This window comes from Neobacillus drentensis, from assembly GCF_036965645.1.
GTDB classification, from domain to species: Bacteria; Bacillota; Bacilli; order Bacillales; family Cytobacillaceae; genus Neobacillus; species Neobacillus drentensis_D.
The window spans coordinates 5563-25673 of record NZ_JBALPZ010000042.1 but is presented as its reverse complement, the minus strand read 5'-3'; the positions used below and the strand labels follow the sequence as shown (position 1 = coordinate 25673).

The window sequence follows — 20111 nt, the reverse complement described above, 5'->3', positions numbered from 1 at the left end:
AAATTATACAGTTGGGGCAGTTTCTTTACTGCGCATTGCCTGTGGAATATAGACGCAGAATGGCTCGCTTTCTAGATAATCACCGGTTACCGCATAGGTCCGTGAACGGGAGCCGCCGCAAATTTTATTATATTCACACACACCGCATTTACCTTTATAGTGATCAGGCTGCCGGAGCTCTTTAAATACTTTTGCTTCACGATAAATTTCCGCAAGCGGAATTTCACGGATATTCCCGCCGACAATTGGGAGTAAGCCGCTTGGCATCACATCGCCAATATGAGAAACAAAGGCAAAGCCATTCCCATCGTTCACTCCTTTTGGAGCACGTTTTAAGCCATCGTGCATAGAGGCAAAATCTGTTGTAATTGAATCTTCATAGTGGATTTCGCCTTTTTCGATTAAGTGATCACGGGTTTTCTGCTGAAGAACAACGCGGCGGTAGTGCTGGGCAGCCGTTGTTTTAATATCATAGGGTGCCGTTTTACTTAATTCATAAAGCCATCTGAATACCTTTTCATGTTCGGCAGGTGAGATACAGGCATCCATTTGTCCTCTTCCTGTTGGAACAAGGAGGAAGATATACCACATCACTGCACCTAGCTCGGCGACTAATTTTGACATTTCCTCAAGTGAGTCATAATTATAACGAGAAATCACCGTGTTAATTTGTAACGGCATATCAAGCTCATTTAAGTATTTTATTTTTTCAACAGTTAAATCAAATGACCCTGGAGTTCCCCGAAAGTGGTCATGGATTGCTGGAGTCGGTCCATCTAAGCTAAATCCCCAGCGAGAAAGCCCAACTTCTTTAAATAGCTTCATTTTTTCCTTAGTAACATTAGCGGTGGCGCTTGGCGTCATCGAGACACGCATTCCTTTTTTTATGGCATAATCAGCAAGTTCATATAAATCTTCCCTCATCATACAATCCCCGCCGGTAAAAACGAGCATTGGATTATCCATTTCATAGATTTGATCAATAAGATTTATTCCTTCTTCATGTGATAATTCCCTTGGGTCAGGAGTAAGCTGTGCGTCTGCCCGGCAATGAACACATTTAAGCTGGCATGCTCTGGTTACTTCCCAAATGACGATAAAAGGGTTTACGTCATAATCTATTTTCTTACCTGCTCCATGTGAATGTCCCATTGAGTGTGGATGTCCTTTACTAATACCTTGCATTTTTATCACCAGAATTCATTATTATTTTCTTACCATATGAAGTGTTTCTATAGTTTTATTATAGATAAGCCATTCAGCTTTGGCGGAAGGGTTTGTTACAATATTTCTACATTCATTCCTGGGCAATCGAATTGTTACAACAATGTTACAATTTTATGAATGAAATAGACTGAATTTCATCTAAGGAAGAGAATAAGCCTCTATAGATAAGGATTTTCCTATACGAGTAGTTGTAACAAATAATGATTTTTTTTCCAAACTTGGAGATTTCTTAATTGAAAACCATATCTTTGGTATTTTAACCATATAAAGCTCTCTATTAAGATAGGATTATCAAAGAACGATATGAAGGAGAGCAGCCCTCTATGAAAAAACAACTAGCAGCAGCTGTGGCGACTGTGGGAATCTTGTTTGCATCCTTTAGTGGAACTGCAAGTGCACATGAAAATATTTACACAGTCAAAGCAGGTGATACCCTCTGGAAAATCTCACAAGCTAACAGTATCTCCATAGCTGATTTAAAGGCTTGGAACAACCTGACCAGTGATACCCTCTATGTAAATCAAACTCTATCATTATTGGCACCACACAGCCATGATACCACCTATACAGTTCAAAGCGGGGACACGCTATGGAAAATTAGCATTCGTTTTAACATGACGGTTGCAGAGCTGAAATCATTGAATAACTTAACAACAGATACGATAAAAGTGGGACAAGTACTGAAGGTTTCCACTGCTCCTGAAACCACAGTTTCAAAGGCGCAAATAGTCATTAATGAGGCAAATAAATATATCGGCACTCCATACCTATGGGGAGGAAGCACGCCTGCAGGATTTGACTGCAGCGGCTATACGAGCTACGTATTTGCTAAGGCAGGTATCACCATTCCAAGAACCGCAGCAACACAGTGGTCAGGATTAAAACCCGTAAGTACCCCAAATCCGGGAGATCTCGTATTCTTTGAAACTTATGCCCCAGGGCCAACACATGTTGGTATTTATTTAGGAAATAACAAATTTATTCAAGCGGGATCATCAGGCGTTTCGATTGCAGATATGACAAACAGTTATTGGAAACCAAGATATCTAGGCGCTAGAACGGCTATATATTAATAGTAAAAAAGGATGTTTTACGGTAAAACCGGTGGCATCCTTTTTATTTTTCTAAAAATTACAAAATTAGGACTTTATGATTTGGCCAATTCGCTATATACTTATAAAGTGTCTTTTTTTTCTAAATGGCAGGTGACCTCAAATATTGAAAAAATGGAATGGAATGGTTGGATGTTTAGATGTTTAATTTAACACTCTTTCGAGCGGTTTTTTATCAATCCCGAATGCCGCAATTAATAAGTTCAATAGATTTAACGATGGTCCAATTTAATCCAGCTTTTTGCGACTTTGTTGGATATTCGCCCGCTGAGCTGGAAAAATTGTCTATGGAAGAGATATCTCACCCTGATGATATGGCCGTTGACACACAATTATTTGGAGAGTTATTAAATCACCAAAGGGATGAATATCAACTTGAAAAGAGGTATATCCATAAATCAGGTGAAATTAAAACAGGTGTGCTGACAGTATCAAGAATCCATGAACAATTGACGGGTGAGGAGTTTTTGCTAGGTCAAGTGCTCGACATCACGGAGAAAAAACAGATGGAGAACACGCTAAAATATAGAGAGAAGAAATACCGTCTCCTTGCCGAGAATTCATCTGATATCATCATGTTACATAAAGTTGATTTTTCCTGCCTTTATATTTCTCCTTCAGTTAATACCGTACTGGGATATCAACCCGAAGAAATGATTGGAAAGAGTCCTCTAGAATTGATCCATCCTGACGACCTAATCGAATTAAAAAAACAGCAAATTTTTGACCATATTGAAAATACGAAACTTATTACCTACCGTTGCCGCAAGAAGGACGGTTCTTTTGTATGGATTGAATCAACGGTCAAGGCACTTGTGTGTTCAAATACAGAAGAAGTTAAGGAGATTGTCACGGTATCACGGGATATTGAGCAGCGAATGGAAACGCAGGATCGTCTCCGAAAATCTGAAAAATTAGCAGTGGTTGGACAGATGGCCGCCGCTGTGGCTCATGAAATTCGTAATCCATTAACACCAATCAAGGGCTTTATGCAGCTTTTAGATGGGGAAAAAGAAATGAATCCGGTTTATTTGAAAATTGTTTTGGATGAATTACAGCGAGTGGAGACGATTATTTCTGAATTTTTAACAATGGCTAAACCACATACAAAAAAATTAGGAACCGTTTTAGTTGACCAATTAGTTAAACAGATTGTAAAACAAGTACAGTCGGAAGCCAAACTGGAACAAAAAGGGTTATATTTAGAGGTTTACCAGCCTATCCTTTCGATCATGGGTGATTCCCATTCGTTAACGGAGGTGTTTCTTAATATCCTCGAAAATGCCCTCGAGTCACTTTCGAAAGAGGGACAAGTTCAAATAAGCGTCATGTCTGACAATACGGGTGTGACAGTGAAATTTGAAGACAACGGGTGTGGCATCCCTAAGGATCGGTTATCAAAGCTTGGCGAGCCGTTCTACTCAACCAAGGAAAGAGGAACAGGACTTGGATTAATGACCTGCTATAGGATTATAGAGGCTCATCAAGGAAGGATCCATATTGAAAGTGAGGAAGGCAGTGGGACAACTGTGACCATTTGGCTTCCCTATAAGATGGATAAAAGCAACTAATGCATATTATTAAATCGCATACGGTTGATTCCAATCATTTAGTTGATCAATCATGATGACTTCATTAAAATAGCTTTTTAAAATAAGCCATTTTGCTGGATAAGTAAAAATAAAATCTTCCACTGCTTGCATAGAGTAATAAATCAAACAATCAAACAAGGTATTCTCTTGGCGTAGATCGTAAAGTAAGGCATGGGGGACGGTGTAATGCTCCTTTAACTGATAAGGATTTAGAGTAATCACTTGAATATTTTGTTCTGCCAGATATTTTTTAATGGATTGTTCTTGTAGTGTTATACTTTCTTCCCTTGTTCGTCCGCCAATACTAATGCGCTCATTAATAAAATATAATCCGTTCATCTTTACCATCCTCTCACCCCAATTGGTAATGTTATGGACAGAGAATGGTACATGTATACATAAAGAGTGAAAAATGATAGAGGAGATCATCATGATAAGTGCAGCGATTCATGGATTTTTACTGGCGTTAGGGCTCATACTGCCCTTAGGCGTCCAAAATGTATTTGTTTTTAATCAAGGAGCAATTCAAAAAGGATGGGTGCGAGTACTTCCGGTGGTGTTGACAGCATCAATATGTGATACTCTGCTGATTTCATTAGCTGTTTTTGGTGTTTCTGCAGTTGTATTGGGAGTAACTTGGATAAAGTCCTCACTTCTTGTGGCCGGGGTTGTTTTTTTACTTTATATGGGTTATGCAACTTGGCGAAGCAAGCCAGGTCAAAAAGAAGCTTCAGCCGTTTCGTTTACACCTAGAAAGCAAATTGCATTTGCAGCATCCGTGTCGTTATTAAATCCACATGCCATCATGGATACAATTGGTGTGATTGGAACCACTTCGTTAACCTATTCCGGTACCTTGAAATTAATCTTTATGATTTCTTGTATTCTGGTATCGTGGATTTGGTTTTTTAGTTTGGCTGTAGCCGGCAAATTGATTGGTACACTTGACCAATCAGGAAAATTCATTCTGTTATTAAACAAGGTGTCAGCAATCATTATGTGGGGGACAGCTATATTTCTTATTTTTTCACTAAAATAATCGACCGTTGGTTATCAAACACTGTGGCTAGATGTCAAAAGCGTGCACATTTGTGTACGCTTTTTCTTTGGAAAAAAAATAACCCGGCAAATGCCGGGCAGGTTTAAACCTAATCTATATTAAGGGGGGCGGAGGTTAAAAGGTTCTTAACGAGAACCTGTTTTTATCTTAATAGATAGATATGAACAAACTATGAAGGATTAATTAATAGTTTAAGAAGGTTTTTTATAGATTATGTAAGGGGCCAACTTCACAATTTTTCCGTCATTAATAAATAAAGATTTCATTCTAAGAATAGCTCACTTCTTAATATAAATAACAATGGGGAATTTTTAAGTCTAAGAGTGGGGGAAAAGTGTGGAGGATTTTTATCAAATTTTAGAGTGTCTTCATTACCCTGAGGAAAAAGTCCTAGCAACAATCATTGGCGTCGAAGGTTCTGCATACAAAAAAGAAGGATCCTCGATGATATTTTTTTCTAACGGAACACGCCGAGGAATGTTAACTGCCGGCTGTTTGGAAGAGGACCTGGCCGAAAAAGTAAAGGAAGTTTTTAAAAAACAAGAGGCGATCATTCTCCAATACGATTTGTATAGCGAGGATGATCTGGATTGGGGGCAGGGGGTTGGCTGTAATGGAACCATTAATATATTACTTGAACCAATTACGGAGCAATTAACAGAGGACCTTCATATGGTTAATGAACTTCTTCGCCTGCATAAGCCTGTCATTGCCTTAAAAAAACTCGATGATCTCGGGGAATATGTTTTTATCGAAGAAGATGGGGAGCCGTTTGGAAACTGGTCGGGGAGACTGCCGACGATTGAGTTTACTTCTAAAAGCGGAATCATCACAAGTGCTGGATCGCCAGTTTTTCAACAAACGATACATCCTAAGCCGCGTTTGATTATCTTTGGTGCAGGACCAGATGCAAGGCCCCTTGTATCATTAGCAGCAGACACCGGCTTTTCAGTTTTGATTTGTGATTGGCGGGAAGAATTTGGCCAAAAAAAACACTTCCCCGCCTCAACCAACATTTTACTAGGGTCTCCTAACCATCTGCTTCGACAGATCTCTTTTTCTCCCTATGATTTTGTTATCATTATGACTCATCAATTTAGAAGAGACCAAGAGCTGTTGAAAAGGATCATAAATAAGAATATTCGCTACCTAGGGATATTGGGGCCAAAAGAACGAACAAGGAGATTGCTAGATGGAGAGGACATTCCTAGATGGGTATTTTCACCAATAGGTGTTTCAATAGGGGCAAAAGGTCCTGTCGAAATTGCCGTTAGTGTAGTAGCTCAAATGATTGAAGTTTGGAGAAAACCAGTGCACGAAAGAATAGAGCTGCATTGGACCATTCCTGATTAGCATGATTGTTAGGAGGTTGAACAGTGGAGGTAATTGGAAAAAGTGTAATCCGTAAAGATGCCCTCGACAAGGTGACAGGCAGGGCAAAGTTTACGAATGATTACTATTCAAATCCAATGCTATCTGGAAAAATGGTCATCAGTCCTTATGGCCATGCCAAAATTGTTAGTATTAACACGTTGGACGCGGCACAGGTTCCAGGTGTCAGGGCTATCCTAGCTGGACAGCACTTTCCATTAACGGGTGAAGCAATCAGGGATAAGCCGCCAATTGCTGTTGATAAAGTTCGCTACCATGGCGAACCTGTCGCTTTGGTAGTAGCAGATACCCCATCTCAGGCAAAGAAGGCGGCAGACCTAATTAAGGTCCAATATGAACTGCTTCCAGTTGTCAATTCGCCAACCCAGGCATTTAAAGAGGGGGCACCATTGGTCCATGATGAGCTCGGAAACTATGATAAAGATGAGGATTCACACCCTGTCCCTGGAACAAATATTGCAACCCTAATTAAAATTCGTAAAGGGAATATGGAAGGCGGCTGGGCAGCGAGTGACATCGTGGTCCAGGAGAGCTTTTCCTTTGCTCCTTCTGACCATGCTGCTATGGAAACGAGATGTGCAACAGCAGAAATCAAGGCAGATGGAACCATTATGATTATGACCTCATCACAAGCTCCATTTATGGTCAAACAGCTAATCGCCAAATACTTTCATGAGGATATGGGCAAGATTGTTGTTCATACACCGTTGGTTGGCGGTGCCTATGGGGGGAAAGCAGCTGTTCAGTTAGAGGTTCTTGCTTACCTTGCTTCTAAGGCTGTTGGCGGAAAGCCAGTCAAAATATTAAATGAGAGGGAACAAGATATTATCACCTCCCCATGTCATATTGGGCTCGATGCCACGGTTAAATTGGGGGCGGACAGGAATGGAAAAATAACAGCCGCTGAAATCCAATATTTATGGGATGGCGGTGCGTATTCGGATAAAGCAATCGATGTAACGCGGTCAGGAGCGGTCGATTGCACCGGTCCTTATAATATTGAAAATGTTTGGTGTAATTCCTACTGCATGTATACTAATCATCCATATGCCTCTCCGTTCCGGGGATTCAGCCATTCCGAGCTGTCATTTTGCATTGAACGGACCATGGATATCCTCGCACAAAGATTAAATATGGACCCCTTTAATCTTAGATATATCAATGCGATTATGCCAGGCCATACCACTCCGACCAGGGTCAAGCTGAATAAAAGCAATGTGGGTAACCTGCAAAAATGTATTGAGAAAGCACGAGAATTGATTAACTGGGATGAAGGCGCGATAAAGGAAATAGATGAACGATTTGTCAGGGTAAAGGGAGTGAGCTGCAGCTGGAAAACCTCGACCATCGATCCTAACGCTCCATCAGGGGCAATCATTACCTTCAACCGCGATGGAAGTTTAAATTTAATGTCTGGTGTTATTGAGATAGGGACGGGGACTAAGACCATCTTAGCGCAGATCCTTGCTGAACGGCTGAAAATGGATGTAGATAAAATTCATGTTCGGATGGAAGTGGATACGCAAACGACACCGGAGCATTGGAAGACCGTTGCCAGCCGCGGAACTTACATGGGAGGAAGAGCCGTCCTAAATGCAGCGGAGGATGTGATTAATCAGTTAAAAGAGGTTGCCTCAAGTGTCCTTCGAGCCCCGAAAGAGGATATTGAGGTAGCCAACAGCCGTGTCTTTTTGCGGGATGACCCTTCCATTGGTCTCGATTTTAAAGATGTTGGATATGGTTATCAATATCCAAACGGAAATTCAATCGGAGGACAAATCATTGGCAGAGGGAAGTTTATATTACGCCACCTGTCACATTTGGATCCGGAAACAGGTGAAGGAAAGCCTGGTCCAGAATGGTCTGTTGCAGCGTATGGGGTTGAAATCGTATTAGATAGAAGGGATTATACGTACCGGCTGTTGAAAGCATGTTCCGTAGTGGACATTGGGAGAGTGATGAACGAAAAAGCTGCATTGGGTCAGGTGATGGGGGCGATGAGCATGGGATTGGCCTTTGCTGGCAGGGAAACCTTTTATTTTGATGAGTTAGGAAGGGTCTTAAATCCTCAGCTCAGGACCTATAGGCCTTTACGATACGGGGAGCATCCTGAATATCTCGTAGGCTTTGTCGAGACGCCGCAGCTAGATGGTCCATATGGAGCCCGCGGTGTAGGAGAGCTTGGTTTGATGGGAATGCCAGGGGCGCTTGGGAATGCCTTATCACTAGCCGTTGGCGTTTCACTTCGGAATCTGCCGCTCCTCCCAGAGTTAATCTGGAAGGCAAAAGGAGGCCGCTGATTATGCTCCCCTTTGATTTTGAGTATTATCGTCCAGAAACATTAGAGGAGGCCGTCGATTTATACCAATATTTAAATCAACAGGGCAAAGAGCCTTTTTATTTTTCTGGGGGGACGGAATTATTAACCCTTGGAAGAATTGATTTAGCCTATACGGAAGCAGTCATTGACATGAAAGGGATACCGGAGTGCAGTCTGATGCAGGTCAGTGGTGAACAAGTAATCTTCGGCAGTTCACTCTCCTTAACTGCTATTGAAGAAGCGAATCTATTTCCCTTATTAACGAAGACGGCTAGTGAAGTGGCAGACCATACAGCCCGTGGGAAAATTACGTTAGGCGGTAATATTTGTGCACGTATATTTTACCGGGAAGCGGTCCTGCCATTTTTATTAACCGATAGCAGGATCATGATTATTGGAGCTGAGGGAAAAAAAACCGTCCCCATTAATGATGTGTTTCAGGGTCATTTACGTTTGAAACCTGGAGAATTTTTAGTACAAACGGCAACAGACTATCGCTGCATTCATGCCCCATTCTTTACGATTAAACGAAGGCAGCAGTGGGAGACCGGTTATCCACTGATTACACTGGCAGCTATAAAAATGGATCAAACGATTCGGGTTGCTGTCAGCGGATTATGCCCGTTTCCTTTCCGTTCTGCGGCGGTGGAGGAGAAGATTAATACACAGGGGCAAACGAATCTAAAAAGAGTAGAAGGAGCCATTTCTGTATTACCTCAGCCTATTTTAGATGATATCGAGGGTTCCAAGGAATATCGTTTATTTGTCCTAAGGAATTTGCTGCTGGATGCTCTAGAGTACCTAGACCAAGTACAGTAATGGGGAGGTGAGGGCCTTTGAAATCCTATTCTATAACGCTGGATGTAAATGGTGAAAGTCATACTTTGTCTGTTAGGCCGGCTGATACTCTTTTGTATGCACTTCGAAGCTATCTTGGCCTGACCGGCGCAAAACCTGGTTGTTTAAATGGAGATTGCGGTGCTTGTACGGTCAATCTTGACGGCTGGCCGATGAAGTCGTGTTTGATGCTGGCGGTGGAAGCGGTTGGGAAAAAAGTGACAACGATTGAAGGGCTGCAAGGTACTGCGATACAAAAAGAATTTATTGAAAATTTCGCCTTTCAATGCGGCTATTGTACGCCCGGCTTTATTATGAATTGCCACTCGTTAATCGAGCAGCATCCTGATGCTGATAATGAAGTGATAAAGGAATGGCTGGAGTCAAATATATGCCGCTGCACGAGTTATGCAGAGATTGAAATTGCTATAAAATCAGTATTACGAAAGCGGTAAGCTTTTTACGATATACAAAAGGGTGCGTTTTCGCACCCTATTTGCCTTTCATCTGAAAATACGTATCCAATACTCGACGGCCAATTTTAAGATTTGCTCGGTTATCGTCTTTACCGTCATATGCCCATGGAACTAAAACAGCCATCGCCACCTCTGGATTATAGCTTGGAGCATAGCTAACAAGGCTTAAATTCATCACGGGCGGCGGTTCTTTGCCAAACCGACTGCGCAGTGGCCCATCATAAAAGGCTTGAGCTGTTCCTGTTTTTCCGGCAGGAGAGTAAGGGGCACTTTCGAAAAACTTATAAGCGGTTCCGCCAGGTTCCTGCATGACTTTTTTAAATCCTATTTGTACGCGTTTCAGCCAATCTCTTTTCATATCTATCGTGTTTAGGACTTTTGGGTTAATATCATTCCATACAGGACCCAGTGCCTCTCCATCACGAGCAGGCTCTCGGATTTGTTTCACGATATGCGGCTGCATTCGGTAACCACCGTTGGCAATCGTTGATACGTACTGGGCAAGCTGCATGGCTGAATAGGTATCATATTGTCCAATTGCGAGGTCAAGCAAGTATCCAGGCAGCTTACTTTGGCCCTTAAAACCTGTCTGCTCATTTGGCAAATCAATTCCGGTTCTTGTTCCTAAACCGAATGAGGCAAAAGAATTCCTTATCGTTTCAAAGGCCATTTTATTGGAAAAATTCAAGGGCTTTTCATATTCATAATGACCCTTGCCAATTCTTATAGCGGTATGGAACATATAAACATTAGATGACTTCTTTAAGGCATTAATTTCATTTAACCTGCCTAAATAGGCATAGGATTTTTTGATAGGTGTGTCCTTGATCTTGAGACCTGCATCATCAAAATAGGTATTAGGTGAAATGGCCCCAGTTTTATAGCCGGTTAAAATGGTAGCTCCTTTTACAGTTGACCCTGCACTATAGGTCGTCGTAAACGTACCTAGGGCATCATCCATCATGACAGCTTTTCCAGTTTTACCGTCTTTGACGATTTTCCTTCCTGACATGGCTAGGACATCTCCAGTTTTAGGGTCCATCAGCACCACATAGGCTCGGTCGGTGAAACGGGTACCAGGCCATCTTTTAGCTGCCCAAAGTTCTTCATCGATAATTTTGTTTACGGCCATCTGTAAGTCCATATCGATGGATAAAACGAGGTCTTTTCCTTTATTTCCTGGTAACACGGTTTCGGTTTCAATCACATTGCCTTCTTTATCGGTAATATTTTTCACCTTTGATTTATTTCCGTGCAAGACATCTTCATATTGCATCTCCAGCTGGCTCTTCCCAATCCGGTCATTACGGCTATAACCTCGAGCTAGATAATAATCTAATTGATCTGCCGGGAGCCCTTCCCCTGAGCGGGTCACGTTGCCTAAAACAGATCTTAACGTATTTTCATAGGCATAGGAGCGGTCCCAATCTGTAGTTGTTTCAACACCAGGGAGGGATTGGAGATTCTCACTTACAACAGCGAATTCCTTATCGGAAACACTTTCGTTCTTGACGATAACCGGAATAAATTTAACGCCTTTGCTGAATTCCCTATATATGGCTAAAATTTCAAGATCTTCTTCTGTCAATTGGTTTAATTCTGCCGCTGTGATTCGAGCTAGTTTTAATTGATAGAGGTCACTATCGGTTAGTTTTTTTGCACGATACAAAGCTTTTTCTTCCTCTGTAATTTTAGCGTTAACCTGCTCAGGGTATTTCATCATCCAATACTCCCGCCTATCTCTTTCGGTGAGCATATCTGTTTTTTTCTCGATGAGATGCGCTAATTTTTTAGCTGTTTGCAACATTTCCACCTGACTAAAACCTACATTAGTAAAGGTAATGGCACTTTTAGGAATATTATCAACAACCACCCGGTAATCTCGGTCATAAATTTTTCCCCTTGGAACAGGATTACTTACGGTAATGTCCTCTTTTCTTTCCAAATCTCTTTTAAAGTTTTCTCCATAAACAATTTGGACAAAACCAAGTCGCAGAATCAAGATAGAAAATAAAAAAAACACACTAAAAAAAAGAATATTTAAGCGAAAAGGAAAATGAGACTTTTTCTTTTTCTGCTTGTCCAAGTTGGTCACACACCTTTTTCCTAAATAGTTTTCTTTTCTTATTATGCCTAATTGAAATATTGGTACTACACTAGATTTTAAAAATACAGGGAAAATTGATTTTTTAAGACAACTATTTTTCTAGCTGAGAGAGTGGATGGATGCTAAATTAGAAAAAGATATAATTTACAAAACTTTACCATTATTGGGAATTTTCCTTTATAATAAATGAGATCTTGAAGATCAGGCAGGGGGTCTAAAAATGGAGCAGAAAATGGTTTCACCATCATTATTACAGAAGGCACTAGGAGAATTTATCCAGCTCGACGAGAAAATTACGCACTATTCAAGTATCCTGGGTTTAGTGGACTGGGACCAAAAGGTGATGGCGCCCAAAAAAGGAAGGAACATATTTTCCAAAGCAACTGGAACTTTACGAACTGAAATTTTTCAATTATCGGTTTCACAGGAAATGGGTCAATTGTTAGAAGCACTTACTCTTGAAAATCATTATCTACAATTGGATCAAGTGACACGGGCAAAGGTCAGGGAGTATAAGGAGTATTATCAAAAATCGAAAGCTATACCTGCTGATCTATTTAAGGACTATAGTATTTTAACGGCACAAGCAAACGATGCTTGGGAAGAAGCTAGGGATAAAAATGATTTTGCCAGTTATTTGCCCTACTTAGAAAAGATTATTGACTACAAGCGGCAATTTGCTGAGATATTTGGCTATGATGAACATCCATATGATGCCTTGCTCGATGAGTTTGAGCCAGGATTAACCGTGAAAAGACTGGATCCTTTATTTGCTAAATTACGTAAATCTAGTGTGGAACTTTTAAATCGAATTAGAAAACATGGACTGCCTACAAAAGTAGAAGTGTTTGAGCAATCCTTTGACATTGATAAACAAAAGGACTTTAATCGGTTTATTTTACCTCTAATTGGTTTTGATATGCAGGCAGGGCGACTTGATGAGACTGTTCACCCGTTTGCACAAACTGTTAATATTGGCGATGTCCGTTTAACAACGCGCTACTTAGAAAAAAATGTTCGCTCGGCATTGTTTGGGACGATCCATGAAGCAGGACACGGTATATATGAACAGCAAGTTAATCCTATTTATGAAGAAACCGTTCTGCAGAGCGGTGCATCCTTTGGAATTCACGAATCACAATCAAGATTTTTAGAAAATATGATAGGACGCAGCCAGGAATTTTGGCATTTCTTTTTTCCAAAACTAAAAGAGTATTTTCCAGAACAATTGAAAGATGTATCGGTTGGGGAATTTTATCGTGCGGTTAATACCGTTCAGCCGTCCATGATCCGTGTGGAGGCAGATGAACTAACCTATAATCTGCATATTATGCTGCGCTATGAAATTGAAAAAGCATTAATTGGCGGAGAGATTGAAGCGAGGGATTTACCGGCCATTTGGAATCAAAAAATGAAGGATTACCTGGGTATAACCCCAGGAAACGATACAGATGGAGTCTTGCAGGATGTTCACTGGTCATTCGGTGGAATTGGATATTTTCCTTCATACTCTTTAGGGAACCTCTATGCTGCACAAATCCTGCGTACCATTCAAAAGGCTATCCCAGATTTCTATCATCATATTGAAAATGGTAAATTTGAAATCATTCAAGATTGGTTGAAGGAGAATATTCATCAATATGGAAAGCTGTATCGACCAAATGAGTTAATCCATATGGTGACAGGCGAGGCATTAAATGCAGATTACCTGATAGAATATCTTGAGAAAAAATATGCAGAGGTTTACCAATTAGATAAACGTTGACATTTTTATTGAGGTTTAATATACTAATAGTAATTAAATATTTCCTTTTAAAGGGGAGTAGCTGCTACAATAAAGTCGTCATTTCGAGAATTGTATTCTCCGGCTTTATTGGCAACGTGGACGTTGTTAGCAAGACCTTTACTTTACTGTAAAGGTCTTTTCTGTGTTTTTTTGGCCTTTACTGTAACAGTAAAGGCCTTTTTTATGGCCTGAGGGAGTATTTTAAAAAAATCGATCACTTAGGAGGAATTTTTCATGGATTTTACTTTATTACTGGAATACGGCTGGGTTCTACTCATTTTGGTGGCTTTAGAAGGCCTATTAGCAGCAGATAATGCCCTCGTTCTCGCTATTATGGTAAAACATCTTCCGGAAGAAGAACGAAAAAAAGCTTTATTCTACGGCTTGGCCGGGGCGTTTGTGTTCCGTTTTGCCTCTTTATTTGTGATTTCATTCCTCGTAGACGTGTGGCAGGTTCAAGCGATTGGAGCACTATATTTAATCTTTATGGCCGCTAACCATATATTCCGGAAAGTGATAAAAGGAAAAGCAGAAGAAAAGAATGAAATGGAATCTAAAAAGAGCAGTGGATTTTGGACAACAGTATTAAAGGTGGAATTGGCCGATATTGCGTTTGCTGTTGATTCAATCTTGGCCGCAGTAGCGATGGCGGTGGTTCTTCCGGATACGCCGCTGCCAAATATCGGTGGGCTCGATGGCGGTAAATTCCTGGTGATTTTTGCAGGTGGAATCATCGGCTTGGTGATTATGCGCTTTGCTGCCAATCAATTCGTAAAACTTTTGGAAAAAAGACCCGGTCTTGAAATTGCAGCCTTTACGATTGTTGGCTGGGTAGGGGTGAAGCTTACCGTTTACACACTTTCACACCCATCATTGGCTATATTAAATGAAGAATTTGCGCATTCAACCGAATGGAAGGTAAGCTTCTATTTAGTATTAGTTGGGATTGCAGCAGCAGGATGGTATTTTTCTAAAGAACAGAAACAAACAAAAAAAGCCAATATCTAATCTAGGAAGGACTCGCCAATTGGCGGGTTTTTTCTTTATTCACAATATTAGTGTCAGTTTCTGTTTCACATACTATTCAAGGTATTAGAGATATTATAGATAGGATTAAAAGTATCTTTTCAGTGACTGATGTAGGACTATCATTTTGTTTTTCCAAATTTACAAAGAAAAGCGTTATAATAAGAAGTAAACAGGGCAGAGCTCTGCCAAATTTTTTAATTTTTTTGGAGTGATACATATTATCAGAAACAGTATTCCTAACTTATTTACGCTTGCAAATTTATTTTTTGGTTTTTTATCAGTCATGAACTCTGCAGAAGGGGATTACAAGAATGCTGCCATCTTAATTCTAATTGGAATGATGCTTGACAGCATGGACGGCCGAATTGCCAGAATGCTCCGGGCAGACAGTGAACTAGGCAAGGAATTGGACTCTTTGGCTGACATTGTAACCTTTGGAGTTGCACCTGCGATGATGGCCTATTATTCGTACTTTTCATCTTTTGGTATTCTTGGGATGGCTGTTGCTGGAGTTTTTCCGTTATTTGGCGCCTATCGATTAGCCCGGTTTAATATCAACGCTGTTAAATCTTCGTTAAAACATTTTACTGGTGTTCCGATTACTGCGGCAGGCGGGGTATTAACCCTTTTAACCTTATTTCAATTAAAGATGCCAGGGTTCGTTTTTGTGATTGCCTTTTTCGCCTTATGCCTTTTAATGGTTAGTACCATTAAAATCCCAAGCTTAAAGGAAATACCTCTGCCGAAGTATGGAATTATTATCACTCTATTCTTGGGATATGCACTCTACATTGTCTTTAAAAAGGAACAGCACAGATTCCCATACTTCATTTATGTCGCAATACCTCTTTATGTAGCCTTCATCGGTTACCAAATGGTCCGGACAAAAAGAAAGCACACCACAAAATAAATATAGGCATAAGAAAAGGTGACAGGCGCCATGTGAATAAATCACATGGTGCCTGTCACCTTTATTACTGTTTACATTATTCTAATGTCATGTTTACATTCCAAATGACATGACCCAGATGGATCCGGCTACCGCTACGAATGCGATGAATACTCCGGAAGCGATGTTGATAATATTGGATTTGCCGTCTTCACCTTCGTTTAAGTGCATGAACATGAAGAGCTGCAAGGCAGCTTGGATGACGGCTAAGCTGCCAATCACCCAAATAATCGTTTTGAAGGAAAGGGATGTTTTTAATGCTACGAAAAGGGCTACGAAGGTGAGTACCAATGAAGCGATAAAGCCCAATACGTGAGTTAAAGGAAATCCTTTTGTATTTTTAGCCATCTTATGCCACCATCCTTGCTAAATACACAAATGTGAAGATAAAAATCCAAACAACATCCAAGAAGTGCCAGTATAGCCCGATAATAAACGTCTTTCGTGCAGTAACAGGTGTTAAACCTCTTCTCAGTAATTGGATAATAACCATTGTTGCCCAGCCAATACCCATACTAACGTGAAGACCGTGGGTTCCAAGCAAGACAAAGAAGCTTGATAGGAAGGCACTTGTTGTCCATGTTGCACCTTCATGTACATATTGAATAAATTCAGTTACTTCAAAGAATACGAAGCCTGCACCAAGCAGCAGGGTAATGACAAACCAGAGAATTAACCCATTACGATTGCTCCGGCGCATTTCAAAAATAGCAAGACCCATGGTAAAACTACTTGTTAATAGCAGTATGGTTTCAATCATGACACCCTTTATTTCAAAAAGGTCATGTGGAGTAGGGCCGCCAGCATATCTGGCATTAAGAACTGAGAATGTTGCAAAAAGTGTTCCAAAGAGAATGATCTCAGCTCCTAGGAAAATCCAGAAGCCAAGAATGTTCATACGGTTTTGTTCTGTTTGATATTCAAGTGGTAAAGCTGTATTTACATTAGCTGACATGGTTGTTCACCCCTTTATCTTTACCGCGCCATGCCTTTTCAATTTGTTTAATTTCATCTACTTTTACATGGAAGCCATCATTATAATCGAAAGATCGAACGATTAAGCCTGCAAGGATTCCAACCGTTGCCACAAGGGCAGCGATTTTCCATTCAAAGACAAGTAAGAAACCGGCAATTCCGAAGATAACGCCCATATAGAATGGCAAGCCCGAATTGCTAGGCATATGAATTTCTTCAATTTCTTCTTCTTTCAAAGTAAGACCTTCATTATTCTTTTTCATATACCAGAAAGCATCGATTGACTTTACTTCTGGTTGTTTAGCAAAGTTATAGAATTGAACAGGTGAAGCAGTTGCCCACTCTAGTGTTCTAGCATCCCATGGATCGTTAGAAATATTGCGGTCTGCATATCTAGCACTCCAGTAAATGTTATAGCAAAGAACCGCGAAACCAGCGGCTAAAATAACCGCACCAATAGCAGATACTAAGAACAATGGAGCAAATCCTGATTCAGCAGAGAAGGTGTACGCACGACGTACTGCACCATCAAGTCCAAGGAAGAACATTGGCATAAATGTAACATTAAAACCAATCACGAATAACCAGAAATGAATTTTACCAAGCTTTTCATTTAACATATGTCCAAACATTTTTGGCCACCAGTAATATAGCGCCCCGAATACCGCAAACACGACACCAGGAATTAATACATAGTGGAAGTGAGCAACAAGGAATAGGGTGTTATGATATTGATAATCCGCTGCACCCATGGCAAGCATGACACCTGTGACACCACCGATAATAAAGCAAGGAACAAACGCTAGAGCCCAAAGCATGGCTGTCGTAAATTGAATACGACCTTTTCTCATTGTAAATAACCAGTTAAACATCTTAACCCCTGTCGGGATCGCAATCATCATTGTGGTAATGGAAAATACAGAGTTTACCGCAGGGCCTGAACCCATTGTGAAGAAGTGGTGAACCCAAACTAACATACTTAATGCAGCAATTCCGACAATGGAAAATACCATTGATTTGTAACCAAAAAGCTGTTTATGAGAGAAAGTTGAAATAATCTCAGAGAACATACCGAATGCTGGTAGTACCACGATGTATACCTCAGGGTGTCCCCATAACCAGAATAGGTTAACCCACATCATATCCATACCGCCTGCGCTTAGCGTGAAGAAGTGAGTACCAAAAATACGGTCAAAAGTCATCAACGCAAGGGCAACTGTGAATATTGGGAAGGCTGATACAATGATTACAGACGCAATAAAAGAGGTCCAAGTGAACATTGGCATTTTCATAAGACCCATGCCTTTTGTTCTCATTTTTAAAACTGTTACTACAAAGTTGATCCCTGTCATCAGGGTACCGATCCCCGCAATCTGCAAGGCGATCGCATAATAGTTGTTCCCGATCCCTGGAGTAAATTCCTTACCCGCAAGAGGGAAGTAAGCCGTCCAACCGGCATCAGGAGATCCGCCGATAACAAATGAGATGTTAAATAGCATTGCACCTGCAAAGAATAACCAAAAGCTTAGTGCATTCAATTGAGGGAACGCCACGTCACGTGCGCCAATTTGTAAAGGAACCACAACGTTCATAATCCCAATTAATAATGGCATCGCTGCAAAAAGAATCATGATAACGCCATGTGTTGTAAAAATTTCATTGTAATGCTGTGCATCTAAAAACTTTAATTCCGGACGTGAGGTTTGGGCTTTCATTAATAGTCCGTCGACACCACCGCGGAAAAACATTAACACACCCGAAAGGATGTACATAATCCCAATTCGTTTATGGTCTACAGTGGTCAGCCATTCGCGCCAAAGCCACTTCCATTTTTTTAAATAAGTAACTCCGGCTACTATACCAATCATCGTTAGTAAAATAGCAATCTGGGAACCTAGGATGAGCGGGTTGCCGACGATAAAGAAATCATGCCAATTTATTCTGCTCATCATTGTTCACCTCCATTTGATTTATCAGTCGTATTCGATGTGTCTTTTGAAGTTTCAGTGGATGGTTCTTCATCCTTAAAGATTTGACCTTTCACGCCATGAACTTCATATAATTTTGGATTCGTATAAGTTTTTGAGTTCATTTTTCCATGGTCAACCCACTGCAAATGTGTACCTACGTAAGTTTCACGACCTAAATGTGTTGGATTCAACAATTCGTCGTATTTTTTCTCTGTTAATTTAGGAGCCTTAGATTTTACATCTTTAACCCATTTTTCAAAGTCTTTTGTGCTTTTAGCTTCTACGGTAAATTCCATATCCGCATAGCCTTTTCCGTTAAAGTTCGTATTTCTGCCTAAGTATTCTCCTACTTCATCAGCAGTTAAATACAATTCTGTTTCCATTTTATTCATGGTGTACTTTTGCCCGCCTAATTGCGGAACCCAGAACGATTGCATCGTGCCTGCAGAGGTTAATTTGAATTTAACTGGTGTGCCGGCAGGAATGTTTACATAATTGACAGTTTCAATACCTTGTTCCGGATAACTAAAAATCCACTTCCAATCAGCTGAGGTCACATTGATCGTAATCGGCTTTTTATTTTCATAACCAGCCGGAACCTTTTCAAGCTTGTAAATCGTTTTGACAGTAGGAATCGTGAGGGCAATGACAATTAGAATTGGGATAAAGGTCCAAATTAACTCTAATTTTGTACTGCCGTGTTCCTCTGGGGGCTCATAGTCTTTATTCGCATCTGTGGCACGGTATTTCCAAACGATATATCCGAATAAACCAACTACCACAACTACCACAAGTGCCATAAAGACTAATGACCAGTTAATTAAGCCAAGAATTTCTCTTGCTGCCGGACCTTTTGGATCAAAAACAACCATTTTTGAATCACAACCGCTAAGGAGCAGCACGGGCAATAAAGCCAATAGTGGAACAATAAAGATCTTTCTAAACATGTTCGAATTTCCCCTCCAAAATATTTGTTCATTTGTTCACAATTTTAACGTGAATGTATTCACAAACTTCATTAGAATAATACATTTACTTTAAAATTACAAGCAATTGATATTAAATTCATTATTAACTAATATTCATTAGCAACTTTATTTCGATATCACAATATTAACAATTACGCCATGATGTTTATATAGGTTTTTTGAAAAAGTTGTGACAAATTTGTTAAGGATTTATAATGCTGAAATGGAAATGAACTGGAAACGTGTTAGTGAATTCTCCGATTTCCCTTGAATCTAAGGGGGAGTTAGACACTTTACACTGTCTATTTTAG

At 40.4% G+C, this 20111-nt stretch carries 17 protein-coding genes; 10 read left to right on the top strand and 7 right to left on the bottom strand.

Annotated features, from left to right (window positions below; all coding sequences use genetic code 11):
* Positions 1–3: 3 nt before the first annotated feature.
* Entirely contained in the window at positions 4–1185 is a 1182-nt protein-coding gene (locus V7266_RS08245) for a TIGR04053 family radical SAM/SPASM domain-containing protein (RefSeq protein ID WP_335467410.1), read from the bottom strand.
* 365 nt (positions 1186–1550) lie between these two features.
* Between V7266_RS08245 and V7266_RS08240 the strand changes: the two genes are divergently transcribed.
* Together V7266_RS08240 and V7266_RS08235 are read left to right on the top strand one after the other, a co-directional pair.
* The gene (locus V7266_RS08240) at positions 1551–2300 is read left to right on the top strand and encodes a C40 family peptidase (protein WP_335467409.1); all 750 of its coding nucleotides are present in this window, start codon (positions 1551–1553) and stop codon (positions 2298–2300) included.
* A 179-nt stretch (positions 2301–2479) separates the two neighbouring features.
* Positions 2480–3910, top strand: a complete 1431-nt coding sequence (locus V7266_RS08235) for a PAS domain S-box protein (RefSeq protein ID WP_335467408.1) — start codon at positions 2480–2482, stop codon at positions 3908–3910.
* A gap of 9 nt (positions 3911–3919) precedes the next feature.
* On the opposite strand, the gene V7266_RS08230 is transcribed toward V7266_RS08235, so the two are convergent.
* A complete protein-coding gene (locus tag V7266_RS08230) occupies positions 3920–4270 on the bottom strand; it encodes a hypothetical protein (RefSeq protein WP_335467407.1) in 351 nt (116 codons plus the stop codon).
* 91 nt (positions 4271–4361) lie between these two features.
* Between V7266_RS08230 and V7266_RS08225 the strand changes: the two genes are divergently transcribed.
* The 5 genes from V7266_RS08225 (at position 4362) to V7266_RS08205 (ending at position 9995) form a co-directional block, all read left to right on the top strand.
* Positions 4362–4970, top strand: coding sequence for a LysE/ArgO family amino acid transporter (locus V7266_RS08225; RefSeq protein ID WP_335467406.1), 609 nt, complete (start codon positions 4362–4364; stop codon positions 4968–4970).
* Between the two features lie 357 nt (positions 4971–5327).
* On the top strand, positions 5328–6344 hold the full coding sequence (locus V7266_RS08220) for an XdhC family protein (protein ID WP_335467405.1): 1017 nt from the start codon (positions 5328–5330) through the stop codon (positions 6342–6344).
* Between the two features lie 23 nt (positions 6345–6367).
* Positions 6368–8683, top strand: a complete 2316-nt coding sequence (locus tag V7266_RS08215; protein WP_335467404.1) for a xanthine dehydrogenase family protein molybdopterin-binding subunit — start codon at positions 6368–6370, stop codon at positions 8681–8683.
* Positions 8684–8685: 2 nt separating this feature from the next.
* Positions 8686–9522 carry an FAD binding domain-containing protein gene (locus V7266_RS08210; protein ID WP_335467403.1) on the top strand — a complete coding sequence of 279 codons (837 nt, stop codon included), beginning with the start codon at positions 8686–8688 and terminating at the stop codon, positions 9520–9522.
* Between the two features lie 17 nt (positions 9523–9539).
* Positions 9540–9995: a (2Fe-2S)-binding protein gene (locus V7266_RS08205; RefSeq protein ID WP_335467401.1), complete on the top strand. Its 456-nt coding sequence runs from the start codon at positions 9540–9542 to the stop codon at positions 9993–9995.
* A gap of 37 nt (positions 9996–10032) precedes the next feature.
* Here the strand turns inward: V7266_RS08205 and V7266_RS08200 are convergent, their stop codons facing one another.
* Positions 10033–12102 (bottom strand): peptidoglycan D,D-transpeptidase FtsI family protein, encoded by a 2070-nt coding sequence (locus tag V7266_RS08200; protein ID WP_335467399.1) that lies wholly within the window; start codon positions 12100–12102, stop codon positions 10033–10035.
* Positions 12103–12343: 241 nt separating this feature from the next.
* Here V7266_RS08200 and V7266_RS08195 point away from each other — a divergent pair, with 241 nt between their 5' ends.
* The 3 genes from V7266_RS08195 (at position 12344) to pssA (ending at position 15848) form a co-directional block, all read left to right on the top strand.
* A complete protein-coding gene (locus V7266_RS08195; RefSeq protein ID WP_335467397.1) occupies positions 12344–13888 on the top strand; it encodes a carboxypeptidase M32 in 1545 nt (514 codons plus the stop codon).
* A gap of 255 nt (positions 13889–14143) precedes the next feature.
* Positions 14144–14917, top strand: coding sequence for a TerC family protein (locus V7266_RS08190; RefSeq protein ID WP_335467395.1), 774 nt, complete (start codon positions 14144–14146; stop codon positions 14915–14917).
* 229 nt (positions 14918–15146) lie between these two features.
* Positions 15147–15848 carry a CDP-diacylglycerol--serine O-phosphatidyltransferase gene (pssA, locus tag V7266_RS08185; RefSeq protein WP_335467393.1) on the top strand — a complete coding sequence of 234 codons (702 nt, stop codon included), beginning with the start codon at positions 15147–15149 and terminating at the stop codon, positions 15846–15848.
* A 93-nt stretch (positions 15849–15941) separates the two neighbouring features.
* On the opposite strand, the gene qoxD is transcribed toward pssA, so the two are convergent.
* Genes qoxD through qoxA form a run of 4 tightly spaced genes read right to left on the bottom strand, consistent with a single transcriptional unit; the run spans position 15942 to position 19779 of the window.
* Entirely contained in the window at positions 15942–16235 is a 294-nt protein-coding gene (gene qoxD / locus V7266_RS08180) for a cytochrome aa3 quinol oxidase subunit IV (RefSeq protein WP_215046172.1), read from the bottom strand.
* A 1-nt stretch (position 16236) separates the two neighbouring features.
* Positions 16237–16842, bottom strand: a complete 606-nt coding sequence (gene qoxC, locus V7266_RS08175) for a cytochrome aa3 quinol oxidase subunit III (protein ID WP_335467391.1) — start codon at positions 16840–16842, stop codon at positions 16237–16239.
* The gene (gene qoxB / locus V7266_RS08170) at positions 16832–18811 is read right to left on the bottom strand and encodes a cytochrome aa3 quinol oxidase subunit I (RefSeq protein WP_420491351.1); all 1980 of its coding nucleotides are present in this window, start codon (positions 18809–18811) and stop codon (positions 16832–16834) included. The genes qoxC and qoxB overlap by 11 nt, the downstream gene beginning before the upstream one ends.
* Positions 18811–19779 carry a cytochrome aa3 quinol oxidase subunit II gene (gene qoxA, locus V7266_RS08165; protein WP_335467387.1) on the bottom strand — a complete coding sequence of 323 codons (969 nt, stop codon included), beginning with the start codon at positions 19777–19779 and terminating at the stop codon, positions 18811–18813. The genes qoxB and qoxA overlap by 1 nt, the downstream gene beginning before the upstream one ends.
* Positions 19780–20111: the final 332 nt, after the last annotated feature.